Genomic DNA, 17725 nt, shown 5'->3' on the forward strand with positions numbered 1-17725 from the left:
CTTTAAAGAAAAGGAGGTGTTCAGCTTGAACATAGAAGAAATATTTTACTTACATAATAACACCATTTTTAAATACTTATATTACTTACTAAATGATGAAAAATTAGCGGAGGATTATACACAGGAAACCTTTGTCCGTTATTTGAACCATCACCAAACAATAAAAGAAGGAGCCGATCTCGCTTGGTTGCGGTGCACTGCACGTAACCTTGCCTATGATCATTATCGTCGGAAAAGGATTATTCAGTTTGTCCCTTTTTTACAACAGCATGAAGAACAAGCGTCACCTTCTCCTCATCAATGGCTGATGCAACGAGAAGATGCCAAGATACTGTATCTTGCAATTCGAAAACTAAAAATTACCTATCGTGATGTGATCATTCTGCGCAAAATAGAGGGGCTTTCCATCGAAGAAACTTGCGCTATTCTTGGCTGGAATGAGGGGAAAGTAAAAAACACATTAAAACGAGCACTCATCGCATTAAAAAAACAGTTAGGAGGTGAGATGGATGAAGAATGATAAGAAGACATGGCAACACTTAGATGATTTAATGTTATCTGATCAGCAGCAAAAAAAATTATTACGCAATATGACAGAGCCCTCAGTAATTAGTAAACAAACTACTGGAAACGGATGGAATATTCCGTCTGTGTCAGTGCTATTTATAGTAGTTCTTTCTTTATTAATTTTAACTTTTGTTCAACGTCCGACTGATTCTCCTATGACAATGGATTCCTCCAAAGCCATCCAACGTGTCTACTTAAAGGAGAATCTGAACAAGGATACCTTTATAGCAAAGGATTCTTGCCTTTATGTTCCTCAGCAATGCTATGCTCATTCAAAGGCTATCACACAGCTACAACAGAATTGGGACAACGCTTCTCCTATAACAATATCCGCTAGTCAATGGAAAAGTGGTACTATCTATGATATTTTGATTCTCTATAATGACCGTACACAAGAGAAATGGAAGGTACTCAATAACAAGATTTTCTTCAATATTGAAACCCAGCAAGCCTTTCTGATTGAAGAATCAATTGACTCTCTACGCTATTTTTATGATGAGAAGCGGTCGACGAAACTTATTTTAGGGAACATTTTCATCCTACTTATGCATTTCATCCTATGGATTGCTAAAAAAAGAATGCCTTATACAGAACGTCGCTTTTTCGCTGCGACAGTTGAGCATGCTATTGCCAATGCCATCATGCTCGTGTTGTTTGGAGGTATTTCATTTGGTATCTATCTTGTCCACCATACAATTCATGCAACAATTATTTATGGCCTTTTCTCACTCTACTCCTTTATGCAAATCTATTATCGTAAAAAGGCTGGTGAACCTAAGGGTTACTTAATTGCTAGCGCTCTTGTTCAGCTTTGTATAGCGATAGCTTTTACATGTTTATACCTTGGACTGAATGTCTATTTTTAATAAAAAAATGTACTGACTCCATGAAGGGTCAGTACATTTTTATACTATAGCTTATTTACAAGCTCCAACAACGCTGTCAAAGAATCCACTTCATAGGTAGGTGTCACAGCCCCGTTGGCGATATTGCTTTCACGATTAATCCATACATTGCGCATTCCCACACGAGATGATCCTAAAATATCAGTATTAAGATTGTCGCCAACCATAATTGCCTCGTCCGCTGTAATACCTGCTTTCTCCATCACAAACTCAAAAATAGATGCGTCCGGCTTACCTTTACCAAAGTCACCTGAAATAATAATATGATCAAAATATGGGGCAATTTCTGGTGTGATTTCTAGCTTTAAATTTTGCAAACTTGGTGCGCCATTTGTAAGCAATACAAGCTGATATTTTCCTTTTAATTCATCTAACACTGCAAAAGTATCTTCGTATAAAAATGGCGCTACTTTACGCTCGGCTACAAAGCGCTCTCCTAGCTCCTCTCCAAACGCTGTATCTTCAATACCAAGAGCAGCTAACCCTTTTGTCCAAGCCGCTGCACGATAGCTAGGAACAATTTCCTTCATTTTTTGGAAGGAGTCTGTCGAGTCGTCAAACGTTCCCCAAAGTCCTTCAAATGGATTGATACCAATTAATACCGTATAATCATATGTTTCATAACCCTCATATAAAGCACGTGCCTCTCGGCGAACAGCTTCCTCTAGCTCAGTAGGATTCACATTATGTACTGTTGCTGCATAGTCACATGTTTTTTCAAATGCAGTTTTGACTGATTTTTTATCCCATAGTAGTGTATCATCTAAATCAAAAATAATTGTATTTATCGACATTTTTGTCCGCTCCTAGCTCCCGATTAATACTACTATTTTAGCATATTTTCAAAATATTTAGGATAACAATTTAAGTACAATTCCTGTATCTAAAAACAAGCTGTACGTCAAATCTTACAGCTTGTCATGTATTAATTATTTTTATTTCGTAAACGATTCATTAAACTCTGAAGGTCTGCTCTTTTTTGCTGTGTTTCTTCTTTTAAAATTTCAATATGGTAAATACCATCTTTTTCTTCTATCTGAACACGATCACCTACTTGCACAGGCTTGTTCATGGCTGACTGTGAAATAATGAGTTGTTCCTCTTCTGCTGGAAACTTTAAGAAAACCGCATAGCCATCTTCAATACGGTCCAATGTGTATTTACTCAAGCTCACTTACAAGTTCCCCTTTCTCATTCCGTAATTGCGCAGCATCTCCAGCATTTAACCAAATTTGTTTAGTTGTCCATTTCAAATAATTTTGCCCTTCCCGTGCATTGGTTCCACTAGTAATATAAATCGTTTTCCCTGGCTGTAAAGAAAGATTAGGGAAGTTATAAACTTGATGCCCTTCAATTGAAATAAGCTGCCAATCTTTTAAAGATACTGCGTGTTGTCCACTATTTTTAATTCCTACAATTTCAGTAACAAGATCCTTGCTAACGATTTCAATAGCTGTTGTCGGTTCTTCTTTAGATAGTATATTACCAGTTTCTACACTAGAAGTTTCCTTACCGTTCACCGTATAGTTTACCCCATCTGTGGACACCGTAATCGTTCCTAAATCCGCGGTGGCATATATTTTACTACCAATAGCCTGCAAACGGTCCACAATTTCTGCATGTGGATGTCCATACTTATTATCCTCTCCATAACTTAATATCGTGACCTCTGGTTTTACAGCCTGAATGAACTCCTCTGAGCTACTTGTGTTAGAGCCATGATGTCCAGCTTTTAAAACTGTTGCTTTCACATCATACTGCAACATTTCCTTTTCTAATGCCACTCCCGCATCTCCTGTCAATAAAAAAGAGACATTCCCATAAGTCATTTTTAAGACAATGGAGGCATCGTTATTGTCTGTAGCCTGATCATTGGCATTTAAAACTTTCACATTTACATCCTTATCAAATTCGATATCATCGCCGATTTTTGGCACATGATAAGGAATATTTTTTTCATCGATACGTGTCAGCATCTCTTCAAAGGTTTGCGATGTATGTACTTTTCCCGAATCATAAAATTGCTCAATCGTCATGTTATCTAATACAGGAATAAGCCCTCCAATATGATCAGCATCTGGGTGTGTTGCTACTACAATATCAAGCTTATTTATCCCAAGTTCTTTTAAATAAGAGACAATCTGTTGCCCTGCGCCCTTCACTCCCCCATCTATAAGCATCGTTTTACCACTTGGTGATTCGATCAGTATAGAATCCCCTTGTCCTACATCAATAAAATGAACCTGCATTTCATGACCAGCTGTTACAGGAATTTTCTCTGTCTTGACTGCCTCGTTACAGCCGGCTAATAAAAAAAGACAAAGGAGTAATACCTTTATTATTTTTTTCATCTACTAACTTCCTTTCTATTTTCCTATTATACAAAAAGAGAGCTAGCCATGGGCTGCTCTCCTTTTACTTTAAACAAATATCCACCATAAAATCATCGTAATAATAATAGTCACAAGCCCTTGAAGTAATGTGGCCACCGTTTGGGCTTTATAGGCTTGTGTTACTTCCATACCACTATACTGCGTAATCACCCAAAAGAAGCTATCATTCACATGGCTAACTGTCATTGCTCCTGCACCTATTGCCATCACCACTAATGCTAATGGTACCGCTCCATCAATTCCCAATGTCACAAGCATTGGGGCTACTAAAGTAGATGTAATCACAAGAGCTGTTGTAGAAGAACCTTGAGCCGTTTTCAACGCTGCTGCTACTATAAACGGCACAAGAAGGAATAATGTACCTGAGGCAAACATACCTAAATCCATTTCTTGAAGCATTTCTCCAACACCAGCATTTTTTATAACAGTTCCAAACGAACCACCAGCCCCTGTTATAAGTAAAATTGGTGCTGCTTCTTTTAGACTTTCGCCAATCCAACCTGTTAATGTCGTTTCATTGATTTCAGGTAATAATAAAAAGGCTGCTGCTACACCTAAAAATAAGGCCACTGTTGGAGAACCTAAGAATTTAAAGATGGTATTGAAAGTCGCTTCCGTATCACCAACTAATGCTGCTATAGAACCCAAACCAATTAACACAATCGGCAGAACGATTGGTAAAAATGCTTTAAATGTTGAGGGCATTTTACCAAAGGATTTAATGACTTCCTCATAATCTAATGCCTCTACCTCATCTTCAGGAACGCGAATTTTTGTCGCAACTTTTACTGACCATAGATAACCTACGAATGTCGCTGGTATCGCGACTAATAAACCAATGACAATGACTGTTCCTAAATAATCTGCTGCGCCAATATTTCCTGCTGCTGCAATAGGACCTGGAGTTGGTGGTACTAATACATGCGTCGCAAATAAGCCAGTTGCTAAAGCTACTGCCATAGATGCAATCGTAACATTTGCTCGCTTTGCTAATGATTTTTGCAAGCTGGATAAAATAATAAAGCCAGAATCACAAAATACTGGTATGGATACGATATAGCCAATTAAAGACATCGCTAATTGTGGACGTTTAGGTCCTACAATTCTTAACACTACTTCTGCCATTCGATAAGCAGCACCTGATTTTTCTAATATTAAGCCTATAATAGTACCAGCAATAATGACTAAACCAATACTTGTCATTAAGCCTCCAAATCCAGTATTAATGCTTTCCACTACTGTCAACAATGGCATACCTGAAGCAATTCCAACGAAGAAAGCACTGATTAATAAAGCTAAAAACGGATGAAGCTTTAACTTAGCTGTTCCTAAGACAACAAATAATACCCCTATTAATATAATAATGAACAACATCTAGACATCCCCCTTTTGTAAGTAACGCTCTATCATTCTTTTAGTTTTTAACCGAATAAAGTGTGCAGGTTCTTGCATTGCCTGCTGCACATCAATCTCCTCATCTACCAATGACTCAACAACTGTAAAATACGCTTGTAATGCTGCATTTGCCTTGGTATCAATTCCTCCAGACAGCAGCATCGCCTCTACATTCGCTTGCTTTGCAGCTTTTGCTACACCTAATGGTGCCTTACCATGTAATGTTTGAAGATCAGATTTTCCTTCACCCGTTATCACTAACTGTGCTTCTGCTAAATGAGCCTGAAGTTGTACAGCGTCCAGCACAAGGTCAATTCCTGCATGGAAGGTTCCTTTTAAAAAAGCGATTAATGCGCCCCCCATTCCCCCAGCGGCTCCAGCACCTTTATAGTCATGTAATCGTATAGCAAATTGAGCTTCAACAATATCTGCAAAATGCTTTAAACAACGATCAAATTCAGCGACCTGGTGTTTTTGAACACCCTTTTGTGGACCAAAGATAGCAGTGGCTCCTCGTTCACCAATAAGCGGATTATCCACATCACAGGCAATCGTAAATGTTGCTTCTGCTAATCTAGTATCTAGTAGACTCATATCTATGACATCTAATTGCATAAGGTTAGAAACACCAGCCTCAAGTTCCACCCCTTCCGCTGATAATAACCGCACACCTAATGCTTGTAACATACCAGTACCCGCATCATTTGTAGCACTCCCACCAATGCCAATAATAAATTTTCTAAAACCTTGATCAAGTGCGGCTTTAATTAATTGTCCTGTGCCATAAGATGTAGCAAGTTCAGGATTTTTCTCATTTTCTTGTAACAGCATAATACCAGATGCTTGAGCCATCTCTATTACACAGGTTACTTGATCGCCCAGTACACCATATTGAGCCTGGATAGCTCTTCCCAATGGATCAAGCACAGTTGCTGAGCAATATCGGCCATCTGTAGAGGCAATAAGTGAGTGCAGTGTACCTTCACCACCATCTGCCACTGGTAGTATAATTGTTTCAATTGAATGATCCACATCTAAGATTCCTTTTTGCATTGCCTTTGCTACTTCAACTGCTGACAGAGTACCCTTGTAGGAATCTGGACTAATGATAACTTTCATGATATACCTCCACTTATGTCGTCCATTGACATTTACGTAAATTTTCATATCCCTAAGTTAAGCGCTTACAATTTATTATAATGACAATAAATTCAGAAAACATTATAATAGGTGTACAATTTATCTGTCATATAACAGGCTGTTTTTTATGCGAGGTGTATAAACATGTTGACAAAAAAGTTAGCAGAAGACATCGTCCATCAAACGATGTTGCGCTTGCGTCACAATATTAATGTTATCAGCCCAAGTGGAGTCATTTTAGCTTCTGGGGATAAAATGAGGGTGGAAAATATTCATGAAGGTGCACTATACGTAGCACAGACAAAAGAGACTCTAATTATAAATGAGGAAAATATAGCACTTTATCCAAACACAAAACCAGGCATCAATATGCCAATTATGTACCAAGATGAGGTTGTAGGTGTTATAGGTATTACAGGAGATTCAGAGGATATGCTTGAAATTGCTAATCTCGTTCAACTCACAACAGAGATTATGGCCCATCAAGCGATTGTTGAATCTAAAAGCGAATGGCAACGAAAGAATAACGATTACATATTTGAAGCACTCGTTCATGGAAGTAAGCTAGACGGAACCTTAACTGAACGGATTCAGAAATTACCATTTGCTCTTTCTGGCCCTTTTCAGGTGATTTTAGTGAGCTTAAATGAAGCATCCTACGCAGAAAATACAATACCCTTCTTTTTTGAGGATCTATTTTACAAACAGCCTATTCTTGCTGGTCATAGCCAATTACAGGAATACTATATCCTACTAACAAGTTGTATGGAGCAAAATTGCCGTCCTATTATAAAAGCACTGCGTAAGCAGAAGCAGAAACTTCCCTCCCTTCAAATTGGTGTAGGGCCTGTGGTTCAACATTTATCTCAGCTTCCCTATAGCTACCAAGGTGCCAAAACAGCTCTAAAATTTGCTGCAATCAATAATGAATTGACTTTTTTTGAAGATGTCGAGTTATATTCCCTTTTTAAACATCGTGAATCGGAGGAGGTACAAGCATTTTACCGTCGTGTACTCAAAAATTTAGACGCTAAACAATTGGAAACATTACAATCGTTTTTTGATTGTAATTTACAGCTAAAGCATTGTGCTCAGCAATTGAATATTCATCGACATACACTTACTTATCGTTTAAATAAAATAAGGGAATTAACAGGCTATGATCCGCAATACTTTGAGGATGCTGTTCTGCTAAAAATGGCCTGTACATTACGAACACTACAAACAATGAAGGCAATCTGAACAGATCAGATTGCCTTCATCATTAAGCCTTATATAATTCATTTAAAAATTCTATTTTCTTCCCAATAGCCTCTTCAAAGGTCATGATATAGGCAGCAGGATCTTTCGGATTATGGAATTGTGTAATTCTCCCTGTTTCGGGATGAACAAATTTTGAGGATGCCCCACAGCCAATTCCTAAGATTGTCTGCACTTCTTCCATAATAACGATATTATAAATACTTTCTTCTCCCGCTTTACTATAGCCGACATTTTCTAAATTACCTAAAATATTTTTCTGACGATATAAATAGTATGGAACATAATCATTTTCTTTTGTCCAAATTCGTGCCATTTCCATCATTTCAGCTACCGTATCACGGTCGGCTACTTTGTATTTATCCTTATTACGCGTCATCTCTGAAGCACGTTTAAATGATAGCGTATGAACAGTTAAAGACTCTGGCTGCATTTTTGCCGATTCCTCTAATGAATGTTGGAATTCTTCAATCCCTTCATTCGGTAGCCCAATTATAAGATCCATATTGATATTGTTCATACCTGATTCTCTTGCAAGCCAAAACTTATCAATGGTTTCCTGGACTGTGTGATGACGACCAATTGCTTTTAATGTTTCATCAGTATAAGATTGTGGATTTACACTAATACGATCAATACCCCATTTTTTTAGTACTTCTAATTTTTCTGGTGTGATGGTATCAGGTCTTCCTGCTTCAACTGTCACCTCTCGAATTGTTTCAGGGTTAGGGAATGATTCATACATCGTTTGATATAAGGCATCCATTTCATCGGCCTCAATTGAAGTCGGTGTACCACCACCCCAATAAATGGAGGTGATTTTCATATCATTGTCCTTCAGCCATTTGCCCATTTCGCGCAATTCAATATGCAAGCCATCTAAAAAAGTCGTAACACGCCCTTGCTTACGATTACTACCAATCGCATAGGCTGGGAAAGTGCAATATGCACATTTGGTAGGGCAGAATGGAATACCAATATAAACACTGATTTCTTGTCCAATGGCATCAAGATCAGGAATGGTCACTAGTTGTCGGTCCACAATTTCCTTTAATAGTCCAACTTTTTCCTTTGATAAGCGGAAATCTCGAATTAATAGATCAGCAATTTCTTGCTCACTTTTACCTTCTTTTCTAAATTTATGATACAGCTTTGTTGGGCGTACACCCGTTAAAATCCCCCATTGCTGATGCACTCCAGTATGCTGTTCAAGAACATCTAAAAATACATGTGACAATGCACGTTTTATGCGAATATTTAGCTCACGATCTGTTGCTGGGGACTCATATTGAATACTGTACTCATTTGTGTATTGCTTACCATCTACAATCAAGTTTGCTTTTGTAGAAATGGAAAAATCGTCTCCAGTCTGATAGTCAAATGAAGCAGACATATCTGCTCCCATTGGTTCAGCCTTCAGCTTGGAATCCTCAAAAAATAAATTCGCAATATGATTTAATACGCGAATCCAATCTTCAGGATATTTTTGATCTATATGAATAATTTTCATTTCGTTTCGCTCTCTTCTTTTATATATTGCAGATTTAAGTTTAACAAATTTCTATGACTATAAGCAAAATAACAATTAGAATCTATAAAATAACAGAATATTCTGTTTAAATATAGACAAACTATTTTTTTGTCATTATAATTTTCAGAAAAGGTGGTGTCGAGAATGTTTATTTTAAAAAATGACAATTATACATCTGTTTCGAGCTTTATTCATCAAGTAAAAGTAGCATTCCACCATTTTGATTTAGAGCGCTGTGACGAAAAAACATTATATGTCACGGTAAAACTTAATTACGGCACACATAAAGTACTTTGTGATTTTATTTATATTATTGATCAACAAGAAATCTATGGCGCTATTTCAATTAACAAGCATTATGAAAAGACAAGGGTATTTATTCAACAGCATTTTCAGCAATTTTTATTGTATTCAGATGAAATGGTATTAGCTAAAAACTTCATGAGTACAATATCCTTTAAACAATGTCTCCAACAATTTGCGAAAAAGTATCCAGCCTTTATTTCCTCAAAGAACCATTACGCTCTAGCAATGGCTGAGTAACCACAAATAAAAATAGTATGCCAAGCATTGTTGGCATACTATTTTCTTAATTATTTTAAAAATTCATCCACAAATTCAACAGGTACATATGTCTTTGTATTTTTTAAAGTCGGTGCGACTGTTAGTGTACGTAATGCCTTATTATAGCCAAATGTTTTTTCACCGCGAGTAATTGTGTAAGACATATTCCCTTTTGAAAGGATTGCCCCCTTGCCTGTAGAATCCACTTTGAAGCCAAGCTTTTCAGCGATCACACGTAATGGCACCATTTTTGTACCAGCTACTTCATAAGAATCTGATGCGATAATATTATCAATTTCTTCATTTATTGGATTCTTAGTAGTTGAGGAATCATCGTCCAGTACAATTACTTTAGATGGTGTTGTTTGAGCTGGGATACTTTTAGTAGAGGCCGTATAGAAAACAATCAGATGCTTCTCTGCTAAATCTTTAGCGTCCACCTTTTCACCTTTTTCATTGAATAGCTCTGTTTCTTTCCCAATATTTAATTTTAAAATATCATACGTATTAGTTAAATCTTCAAAGAAATAATCCACTTCTACAAAACCAACTTCTTCTGTTTCAACGATGACAACCTCTGGATTGAATTGTGGTGGATAAATATATTTTTGCGGTTTGTTAGCAAAGGTATAAGCTAATACTTTATCACCCTTTTGTAGCTCCACTTTCTTCCCAGTATTGTCGAACACGAGAGTATCTTTAGTAATTTCTAATACATTTGTTTGCTCGCCTTCTTTTACTGTGTAATATGTAATATTTTCCCCAACACGAACATCTTCCACAGTACCACGAGTATCATTAAAAATGTGTACGGGATCAATTTGTATTTGTGGTACCTCTGCTTCTGTAGATTGCTGCTCATTTGCTGAAGCTACCGGTACAAGGGCACTTCCAAATAATAATGCAGACATAGCTGCAGGTGCTATTTTTTTCATGTTCATAAAATCTCTCCTTATTGTTTGGATTCATAGTAGTAGTAGTTTTAAAATGGAAAAAGTTTCAGTGCAAACCGAGGATTTTATGAGAAAGAGGTGGCAGTATCTACTGCCACCTCTTATTCCTATTCTTTAACAATCTCGCTCAAACCAGTAATATCGATGCCATTTAAAGCTTGAGTAGCAAGGCGATCTGCTTCCGAATTATCCTTACGTGAAACAAGCTGGTATTCGGCTTGAATGTGAAGTTGCTCCAGCTTAGCATCAATTTTATCTGCCCAGCTTGCTAGTTCTTTTTCCAATGCTGGCCATTCCCCATTCAGTTGATTGATGACCACTTGTGAATCTCCTATAATACGCACAGGCAAATGGTGGACATTTAAAAGTTCTAGTTCTACTAAGGCTAAATAAAGCGCTGCATACTCTGCCTCGTTATTTGATTTCAATTCAGACGAAAAGGCATTCCTTCTCAATCGTAAAGGTTTACCATTTTGTTCGTAATAAATGGCGCAGCCTAGTCCTGCTTGCCTTGTCCCACGATCAAAACCTCCATCAAAATAGAGCGTAATATTATGAGGCTCTGTATCAATTTCCTTTAAATATGCTTTTAGCTCTTTAAGTGACCAATTTGTATCTTGCCGATCCATACAATGTAGCGATTTTACCCTTCCCGTTCTTTCCATATCCTCTGCAAGTAAAAGTGCTTGAGCTGCAGGCATTTCAGCTGAACGTAAAACTGTTGTTGCTCCTTTTGGTGTTTTATAGGTCCATTCAATGATGACATGCATATTCATAACCTCCCATACTCTTTAACTGGTACATAAAGCAAAAACGTGTACCGACCAATAGCGGATACACGTTTTCCTCTCACTTGTTATATGTGCAATTCCTAGAAAAATTATTCCTTTTTAAATTGCGATACCTATTATTGAATTCCTTCATATAAACCTTGGATAGGTTTTATTAAAATGCGATTTACTTCTTCGATTACTTTACTTACCTTCATTTCTGCCTCAAGCATCGTTGAAATTTTTTCATTTTGCTGTGCAAGCTGTGCCGCTTTTTGTGCATAGACAAGCTCATCCTCCAAAATATCCTCACCAGCTAATTGCTTTTTCTGTAATTCGATTTGGATTTTACGGAAGTTTTTAAAGACATTTAATGCCTCTTCATCATTTTTAACAACTTCAACAGCAGCTTTTAACGCTTCAAATTCTGGAATCTTACGGAAAGTTGCTTCTAGCGCATTAATGTCATTATAAATATTAATCATTCATACAATCTCCTTTTAAATAAAGTAAACAATCAAGCCTTGCACAATCCCAATCAATCCACCAAGCACTGCACCTAATACAGTAATCATTTTAAACTCACGTTTTGAAATACCTAATACAAGCTCCTCTAATTTCTCTACTGGGAATGAGTCAACCTGCTCTCGCACAACCTCTTGTAAGTTTAAACGTTTTAGTACATCTTCAAGTTTTTCCTCTGCCTTCACAAAAGCTTTTTCTATAGCTTGTGGAATCACGGTATACTTCGCCCAGTCATTTCCTTCTGGCCAATAATAAGAAATCGGTTGATTTAAACGTTCAGAGATTGCTAATTGTTCTTTCACGTACACTTGTAATTTCGATAAAATGGGGTCAAATTGAACATCTTGCAAAAAGTCCATAGCGGGTCGATCTTTAAGTTTTTCCCATTCCTGTGAAAATATTTTTGTTAGTAATGTTGTTGTTCCTGGTGCTTGTAAAAACTTCACAAGCTCACGTTGAACTTTCCCAACTAATGAAGAGGAATCACCTAAGAACATATTGATCATGCCGCCTAGAGACCCTTTTGATGATAAAAAGTCATCAATCATTGCCTTAATCGTCATTTCACCTTCTGGTGATAAAAAATAATCCTCGCCTTTTTCTAAAATGTGCTGAACTGCTACTGGAATTTTAGCATCAATTGTATTTTGGATATCATCTGATAGCAGCGTACGAATTGATTTTGTTGATAGTGTATTCTTTACCGACGAAAATTGTCCCTCAACAATTGCTTCAACCTTCTGTTCAATGGTAGTAGGTAGATGAGCAAACCCAGCTAAGTTTAGCCAATCCTGAATTGTTTTGTCGTTTGTAAAGATTGTTTCTTCAACTTTTGTTTGCACAAAGTGTTCTACTTTGTCTTGAATATCCTTAGAGAAAAACTTTTTTCTAAATGTTTCAGGCGTTAGTAAATAATTTACTACTGTAAGACCCAGCTGTTTAGCTAATTCATCACGTCGTTTGGGTATAAGGCCTGGTGTAAACGGTACACGCCAATTTTTAATATATATCGCTTTATATGGACGAAAAAGCATTTTAATGGCTAAGTGATTTGTAACGCCCCCAATTGCAGCCCCAATGATAGCCATAAAAAGTAATGTCACTATAAAATTATCCATTAGTATCCTCTCATTTCAATTGTATTCAAGATTGGCGTATTTTGTCGCCTTCTGCACTCATTATAGCAGAGCAATGATTTTCAACGAAAGAAATACCCCTTTAGAATTTCAATCTCATCCTATTTACTTCTATGAAAAGTGAATAGTTGCAAAAATACCTTTATACTTGAATAATATGACTACATACTATAAGAAGCGAGGTTTGATGATGATTCAACATTTCAGTTTTAAACCACTATTTGAAAACACGCAACTACCTGGGTGGTCTATTTCGTTTTTTTATCAACGAGAACGATACCAAGCGGAATATTTAAAGGACGGTACGATTGAGTGGATAGGAGCCATTCCATCAGACGAGGAGGTTGTTAAAAAAATGATACATGAACTTATGCTGTTTCATGTATACGATTGAATTTGATAGTCAATTTTTCGTTGTGATCCCGTATAAAAATACCTATATTTACTATTAATAGCACGCCATTTAAGCTAATTATGTTGAATCCTGTTGAAATTTGTATATTTTTCTTATACATTTATGATATCAGCTTAATAGTAAATGTTTTTTATGCAGGGGGCCATTTCAATGAGTAAAGTCACACTTTCGGATGACTTAAATAGCTATAATTCAAAAGCGTTAATTCGTGTAAAAGTAAAAGAATTTTTTTCAGAATTTTCCGCTAAAATATTCGAATTAGTGGATGAAGCGGGTGCTGTTAATAGTAAGAAATTCGAGGAACTTTCTGGCTATAAAAGCGACTTTTACAATGAGTATTGCAGTCAACTAAAGGGCTTCTTTGATTCTTCTACTAGCTCTTTCGGCAAGAAATCGATTAAAACGTTCTATTTAACGTATAATAACAAGAACTATGTTTTAACACAGCAAGGCATAACGGAAAAAGCACCTGTATCTATCGCTCCGTTTACAGGTGAAATACCTTTAAAGGAAACGGTTCATGATGTTGAAAAAGCGTGTTTAAAATTACGCTTCCAGCAAGAATAAATAGGTCAAACATTTAGAAAGGGGGAGTCTCAAATGATGATTGAGACTCCCCCCTTTCTATAAAAAATAATTCATTTAAAAAAATCCGCAAGCTAAAGCACTCTTGAGATTTTTGACGTGTCGTATTATATGAGATGCAAAATGCTTCTTTCCCTAAACAAACTATCTTTGATCTTTCTAAAGTTAGCATATAGCCATGGTAATTACAATCTTTTGGTATTTGAATCTAGTTGCATTTTTTCAAAAGATCCATGAAAAACAAGTGAAAAAGTTGTTGTCAATATTTGTGTTTTTCTTTTAAATAATTTATGATTGAAACATCCAACAATTTTTTAAATCATAGGAGGTGTACACTTTGTTTACTTCCCTCATTCGGGCGGGAACAAAGGAATTATTTGGACGGAGACATATTGGAGATAACCATTAGGTTGGCGGCATTCGCCCTACTAATTATAATGACTGGATTTTTCGTTGCAACTGAATTTGCAATCGTAAAAGTGAGATCTACCCGCATTGATCAATTGCTCGCGGAAGGGCATAAAAAAGCGAAAAATGCAAAACGTGTTGTTTCAGATTTAGATGAGTACTTATCTGCATGCCAGTTAGGTATTACCATCACTGCACTTGGTTTAGGTTGGTTAGGTGAACCTACATTTGAAATCATTTTACACCCAGTGTTTGAATTTCTAAATTTGAATGGTAGTATTACATCTATCCTTTCATTCATACTTGCATTCTCAATCGTTACGTTTATGCATGTTGTTATTGGGGAATTGGCGCCAAAAACATTAGCCATCCAAAAAGCAGAATTTGTCACATTAAACTTTTCTGGCCCATTAATTATCTTCCACAATATTACCTATCCCATCATTAAGCTATTAAATGGCTCTGCCCGTGGTTTAACAGGTCTTTTCGGCTTAAAAATGATGTCAGAATCAGAAGTTGCTCATACAGAGGAAGAGCTGCGTATGATTTTGTCGGATAGTTTAAAAGGTGGAGAAATTAATAACTCAGAATATGAATATGTTAACAGTATTTTCGAGTTCTCTGATCGTCTTGCAAAAGAAATTATGGTTCCTCGAACTGAAATTGTCGGCATAGAAAAAGAGCTAACAATTAAAGAAGTGTTTGATTTAATGGGTGTTGAGCAATATACTCGTTATCCAATTCTGGATGGAGATAAAGATCATATTATTGGATTAGTTAACATGAAGCATTTATTAACCGCTTACATTAAAGATCCTAAAAATGGTGATAAGCCAGTCATTGATTATATGCAACCTATTATTCGAGTGATGGAAACAACGCAAATTAACGATCTATTACTAAAAATTCAACGTGAACGTATTCATATGGCCATTTTAATGGATGAATATGGCGGAACATCTGGTTTAGTGACGATTGAAGATATTATTGAGGAAATTGTCGGCGATATTCAAGATGAATTTGATGAAGACGAAATCCCGGAAGTACAAGAAATTGCAGAAAATCATTTTATTTTAGATGCTAAGATGCTTCTTGAAAATGTAAATGATATGCTTGGTACTGACATAGAAGATGATGATATTGATACTATCGGTGGTTGGTTCATGACGAAGCGTTTTGATGCAGTCGAAGGTGACAGTATTGAAGAGCAAGGTTTTGAATTTATCGCAAAAGAATTAGATGGTCACCATATTTTATACTTAGAAGTTCTGAAATTACCTAACAGTGATTTATCAAATGAATATGACGCAGTCATTGACTAAAATTGAATTGATTTGCCATACTTGTCGTGGTACTATTAGAAGCACGCTTGTATAATCTAGGCTATAAATATGATCTTTTCTTCACACCTTATATAGGTGGGAGCAACGACCGTAATAAATAGATGAAACGACTCCCTTTTAAAAGGGGGTCGTTTTCTAATGTCCGAAAGTTTTGCGAGGAGGAAACAAAATGGAGCTCTATACAAATTTACGTCAAGGGGAAAAAGGTGCATGGCTATCCATTGGTACATATCTAATCCTAAGCTCTGCTAAGCTTACAATAGGCTACATTGGTACATCTGAGGCCCTAAAAGCAGATGGTTTAAATAACACAACTGATATCATTGCTTCCATCGCGGTACTGGTTGGTTTACGCATTGCCCAAAGACCACCTGATTCCAACCACCAATACGGACATTTACGAGCTGAGACTGTTGCCTCTTTAGTCGCATCGTTCATTATGCTTGTTGTCGGTCTCCAAGTATTAGTTAGTTCCCTAAAAAGCTTGTGGGAGCCCACTGGTACAACACCTTCACTGTTAACAGCCTATGTAGCAATAGGTAGTGCAGTTGTCATGTATGTGGTTTATCGCTATAATTTGGCACTATCAAAGAAAATTAAGAGTGCCGCTGTTAAAGCTGCTGCCTTTGACAATCGCTCTGATGCACTTGTCAGCATCGGTACAGCCATTGGTATTTTTGGAGCCATTTTCGGCTTTCCGATCATTGATTCACTTACAGCTCTCATTGTTGCCCTTTTAATTATTAAAACAGCAGTAGAAATTTTTTGGGAAGCTGTTCAAAGTCTTACAGATGCATTTGATATTGATGAAGTTGAAACGTTATCGGTCTTAATCCGTAACGTGGACGGGGTAATGGAGCTTTTAGACTTTAAAGGACGTGCCCATGGCAATATGTATTTCATTGACGTAACTGTCACAGTAGATCCTTATTTAAATGTCTTTGAAAGTCATCGCATAACTGAAGAAATCGAACATACCATTATGCGTGAAAATCGCTTTTGTCAGGTTCTTGTGCATATTGAGCCACATATCATTCCTCCACAAAACGAAGAAAAGTCTCCTACCAATTGATTGGTAGGAGACTTTTCTTATTTAATAGCTATATAAATATCCACTTGTGATTCATGTGGATTAGCGCATCGTTCATCATACAGTTCAAAGTCGCCTGTATACGTTCGTTCAATTTTAGAATTTGCAAACCAAGCCCAAATCTCTTGCCAAGTTTGAATGACAACTTCAGGCATCATGCCTTTATCAGATGTAAAAACTAGATACTTAGCTGCTGGAATCTTTTTTACTACTAAATTAGCTTGAATGTCATCATTATTTACTTCTACACCTAGTGTAAGAGTATAATTACCATTCACATCCGTCTCATAGTCTGAATACAAACCATAGACATGACCATTTTTTCGCTCGGCTATTTGGTCCGTAATATTTTGCTGATAAAAGTGATCCCATAATTGCGGAATTTTAGCTTGCTCTGTTATTTCATTGGCATTACTTGTTTGAGTTGAAATACCCACGATGTTAAATGAGTTTAATTCAACTACTTTTGGTTCTCGCCACTCACATTTTCTCCATCGCTTTAAATTTGGCAAAAAGGAAGTCAGCATATTACGTGCTTCATTTTCTGGCATACCACCTTCCATAAGATGCGGTACACAAATTTCAATCATTTCGTCTACTGTTAACTGGGGTTGTTTAAACTCGCCCCCCTCGTAACAATATGTACAATAATCCTGACTTTTTTCCCCTTCTTTTTCAGTACCCAATAATGCCTCTTCTACTAAAGGCATACCGCAGCTTTGACAATAGCTTTGCATCGTCATTC

19 protein-coding genes are annotated in these 17725 nt (G+C 36.7%); 8 read left to right on the plus strand and 11 right to left on the minus strand.

Translation table 11 applies throughout. The annotated features are described in order from the left end of the window. Nucleotides 1-16: 16 nt before the first annotated feature. Both VK91_RS06250 and VK91_RS06255 read left to right on the plus strand, forming a co-directional pair. On the plus strand, nt 17-520 hold the full coding sequence (locus VK91_RS06250; protein ID WP_231595599.1) for an RNA polymerase sigma factor: 504 nt from the start codon (nt 17-19) through the stop codon (nt 518-520). Further along, entirely contained in the window at nt 510-1433 is a 924-nt protein-coding gene (locus VK91_RS06255) for a hypothetical protein (protein ID WP_048391771.1), read from the plus strand. Before VK91_RS06250 ends, VK91_RS06255 begins: the two co-directional genes overlap by 11 nt. Before the next feature lie 44 nt (nt 1434-1477). On the opposite strand, the gene VK91_RS06260 is transcribed toward VK91_RS06255, so the two are convergent. The 5 genes from VK91_RS06260 to VK91_RS06280 all read right to left on the minus strand — a co-directional run bounded on the left by VK91_RS06260 (nt 1478) and on the right by VK91_RS06280 (nt 6379). Next, complete coding sequence (locus VK91_RS06260) at nt 1478-2266, minus strand: HAD family hydrolase (protein WP_048391774.1); 789 nt, start codon at nt 2264-2266, stop codon at nt 1478-1480. A 131-nt stretch (nt 2267-2397) separates the two neighbouring features. Continuing rightward, nucleotides 2398-2646 (minus strand): DUF3006 domain-containing protein, encoded by a 249-nt coding sequence (locus VK91_RS06265; protein ID WP_048391776.1) that lies wholly within the window; start codon nt 2644-2646, stop codon nt 2398-2400. Then, nucleotides 2633-3823 carry an MBL fold metallo-hydrolase gene (locus tag VK91_RS06270; RefSeq protein ID WP_048391779.1) on the minus strand — a complete coding sequence of 397 codons (1191 nt, stop codon included), beginning with the start codon at nt 3821-3823 and terminating at the stop codon, nt 2633-2635. Before VK91_RS06270 ends, VK91_RS06265 begins: the two co-directional genes overlap by 14 nt. Nucleotides 3824-3892: 69 nt before the next feature. Further along, on the minus strand, nt 3893-5239 hold the full coding sequence (locus tag VK91_RS06275; protein ID WP_048391781.1) for a GntP family permease: 1347 nt from the start codon (nt 5237-5239) through the stop codon (nt 3893-3895). Further along, on the minus strand, nt 5240-6379 hold the full coding sequence (locus tag VK91_RS06280; protein WP_048391783.1) for a glycerate kinase: 1140 nt from the start codon (nt 6377-6379) through the stop codon (nt 5240-5242). Nucleotides 6380-6544: 165 nt separating this feature from the next. Between VK91_RS06280 and VK91_RS06285 the strand changes: the two genes are divergently transcribed. Next, a complete protein-coding gene (locus VK91_RS06285; RefSeq protein WP_048391786.1) occupies nt 6545-7642 on the plus strand; it encodes a sugar diacid recognition domain-containing protein in 1098 nt (365 codons plus the stop codon). A gap of 22 nt (nt 7643-7664) precedes the next feature. On the opposite strand, the gene VK91_RS06290 is transcribed toward VK91_RS06285, so the two are convergent. Further along, nucleotides 7665-9170 carry a coproporphyrinogen III oxidase gene (locus tag VK91_RS06290; RefSeq protein WP_048391787.1) on the minus strand — a complete coding sequence of 502 codons (1506 nt, stop codon included), beginning with the start codon at nt 9168-9170 and terminating at the stop codon, nt 7665-7667. A gap of 165 nt (nt 9171-9335) precedes the next feature. On the opposite strand from VK91_RS06290, the gene VK91_RS06295 reads away from it, so the two are divergent. Then, on the plus strand, nt 9336-9734 hold the full coding sequence (locus tag VK91_RS06295; protein ID WP_048391788.1) for a hypothetical protein: 399 nt from the start codon (nt 9336-9338) through the stop codon (nt 9732-9734). Nucleotides 9735-9784: 50 nt separating this feature from the next. Here VK91_RS06295 and VK91_RS06300 read toward each other — a convergent pair whose 3' ends face one another. From VK91_RS06300 to VK91_RS06315, 4 genes are all read right to left on the minus strand, one after another. Then, nucleotides 9785-10696, minus strand: coding sequence for a copper amine oxidase N-terminal domain-containing protein (locus VK91_RS06300; protein WP_081010923.1), 912 nt, complete (start codon nt 10694-10696; stop codon nt 9785-9787). A 119-nt stretch (nt 10697-10815) separates the two neighbouring features. Next, nucleotides 10816-11478 carry a ribonuclease H family protein gene (locus VK91_RS06305; protein WP_048391789.1) on the minus strand — a complete coding sequence of 221 codons (663 nt, stop codon included), beginning with the start codon at nt 11476-11478 and terminating at the stop codon, nt 10816-10818. A gap of 137 nt (nt 11479-11615) precedes the next feature. Then, nucleotides 11616-11963 carry a YlbF family regulator gene (locus VK91_RS06310; RefSeq protein WP_004230811.1) on the minus strand — a complete coding sequence of 116 codons (348 nt, stop codon included), beginning with the start codon at nt 11961-11963 and terminating at the stop codon, nt 11616-11618. Between the two features lie 15 nt (nt 11964-11978). Continuing rightward, complete coding sequence (locus VK91_RS06315; RefSeq protein ID WP_048391791.1) at nt 11979-13121, minus strand: DUF445 domain-containing protein; 1143 nt, start codon at nt 13119-13121, stop codon at nt 11979-11981. Between the two features lie 208 nt (nt 13122-13329). On the opposite strand from VK91_RS06315, the gene VK91_RS06320 reads away from it, so the two are divergent. The 4 genes from VK91_RS06320 to VK91_RS06335 all read left to right on the plus strand — a co-directional run bounded on the left by VK91_RS06320 (nt 13330) and on the right by VK91_RS06335 (nt 16962). Further along, entirely contained in the window at nt 13330-13533 is a 204-nt protein-coding gene (locus VK91_RS06320; protein ID WP_048391848.1) for a YheE family protein, read from the plus strand. 171 nt (nt 13534-13704) lie between these two features. After that, nucleotides 13705-14121, plus strand: coding sequence for a hypothetical protein (locus VK91_RS06325; protein ID WP_048391793.1), 417 nt, complete (start codon nt 13705-13707; stop codon nt 14119-14121). Between the two features lie 428 nt (nt 14122-14549). Further along, a complete protein-coding gene (locus VK91_RS06330) occupies nt 14550-15869 on the plus strand; it encodes a hemolysin family protein (protein WP_004230815.1) in 1320 nt (439 codons plus the stop codon). Nucleotides 15870-16059: 190 nt separating this feature from the next. Further along, the gene (locus tag VK91_RS06335) at nt 16060-16962 is read left to right on the plus strand and encodes a cation diffusion facilitator family transporter (protein WP_048391796.1); all 903 of its coding nucleotides are present in this window, start codon (nt 16060-16062) and stop codon (nt 16960-16962) included. Between the two features lie 17 nt (nt 16963-16979). On the opposite strand, the gene VK91_RS06340 is transcribed toward VK91_RS06335, so the two are convergent. After that, a complete protein-coding gene (locus VK91_RS06340; RefSeq protein WP_048391797.1) occupies nt 16980-17717 on the minus strand; it encodes an effector binding domain-containing protein in 738 nt (245 codons plus the stop codon). Nucleotides 17718-17725: the final 8 nt, after the last annotated feature.

Origin of the sequence: Lysinibacillus sp. LK3 (assembly GCF_001043675.1) — a bacterium.
GTDB lineage: Bacteria > Bacillota > Bacilli > Bacillales_A > Planococcaceae > Lysinibacillus > Lysinibacillus capsici.

Coding starts and splice junctions, on each gene's coding strand:
- VK91_RS06255 (WP_048391771.1), top strand. CDS start 510: ATGAAGAATGATAAGAAGACATGGCAACACTTAGATGATTTAATGTTA.
- VK91_RS06260 (WP_048391774.1), bottom strand. CDS start 2,266: ATGTCGATAAATACAATTATTTTTGATTTAGATGATACACTACTATGG.
- VK91_RS06270 (WP_048391779.1), bottom strand. CDS start 3,823: ATGAAAAAAATAATAAAGGTATTACTCCTTTGTCTTTTTTTATTAGCC.
- VK91_RS06275 (WP_048391781.1), bottom strand. CDS start 5,239: ATGTTGTTCATTATTATATTAATAGGGGTATTATTTGTTGTCTTAGGA.
- VK91_RS06280 (WP_048391783.1), bottom strand. CDS start 6,379: ATGAAAGTTATCATTAGTCCAGATTCCTACAAGGGTACTCTGTCAGCA.
- VK91_RS06285 (WP_048391786.1), top strand. CDS start 6,545: ATGTTGACAAAAAAGTTAGCAGAAGACATCGTCCATCAAACGATGTTG.
- VK91_RS06290 (WP_048391787.1), bottom strand. CDS start 9,170: ATGAAAATTATTCATATAGATCAAAAATATCCTGAAGATTGGATTCGC.
- VK91_RS06295 (WP_048391788.1), top strand. CDS start 9,336: ATGTTTATTTTAAAAAATGACAATTATACATCTGTTTCGAGCTTTATT.
- VK91_RS06300 (WP_081010923.1), bottom strand. CDS start 10,696: ATGAACATGAAAAAAATAGCACCTGCAGCTATGTCTGCATTATTATTT.
- VK91_RS06305 (WP_048391789.1), bottom strand. CDS start 11,478: ATGCATGTCATCATTGAATGGACCTATAAAACACCAAAAGGAGCAACA.
- VK91_RS06310 (WP_004230811.1), bottom strand. CDS start 11,963: ATGATTAATATTTATAATGACATTAATGCGCTAGAAGCAACTTTCCGT.
- VK91_RS06315 (WP_048391791.1), bottom strand. CDS start 13,121: ATGGATAATTTTATAGTGACATTACTTTTTATGGCTATCATTGGGGCT.
- VK91_RS06320 (WP_048391848.1), top strand. CDS start 13,330: ATGATTCAACATTTCAGTTTTAAACCACTATTTGAAAACACGCAACTA.
- VK91_RS06325 (WP_048391793.1), top strand. CDS start 13,705: ATGAGTAAAGTCACACTTTCGGATGACTTAAATAGCTATAATTCAAAA.
- VK91_RS06335 (WP_048391796.1), top strand. CDS start 16,060: ATGGAGCTCTATACAAATTTACGTCAAGGGGAAAAAGGTGCATGGCTA.
- VK91_RS06340 (WP_048391797.1), bottom strand. CDS start 17,717: ATGCAAAGCTATTGTCAAAGCTGCGGTATGCCTTTAGTAGAAGAGGCA.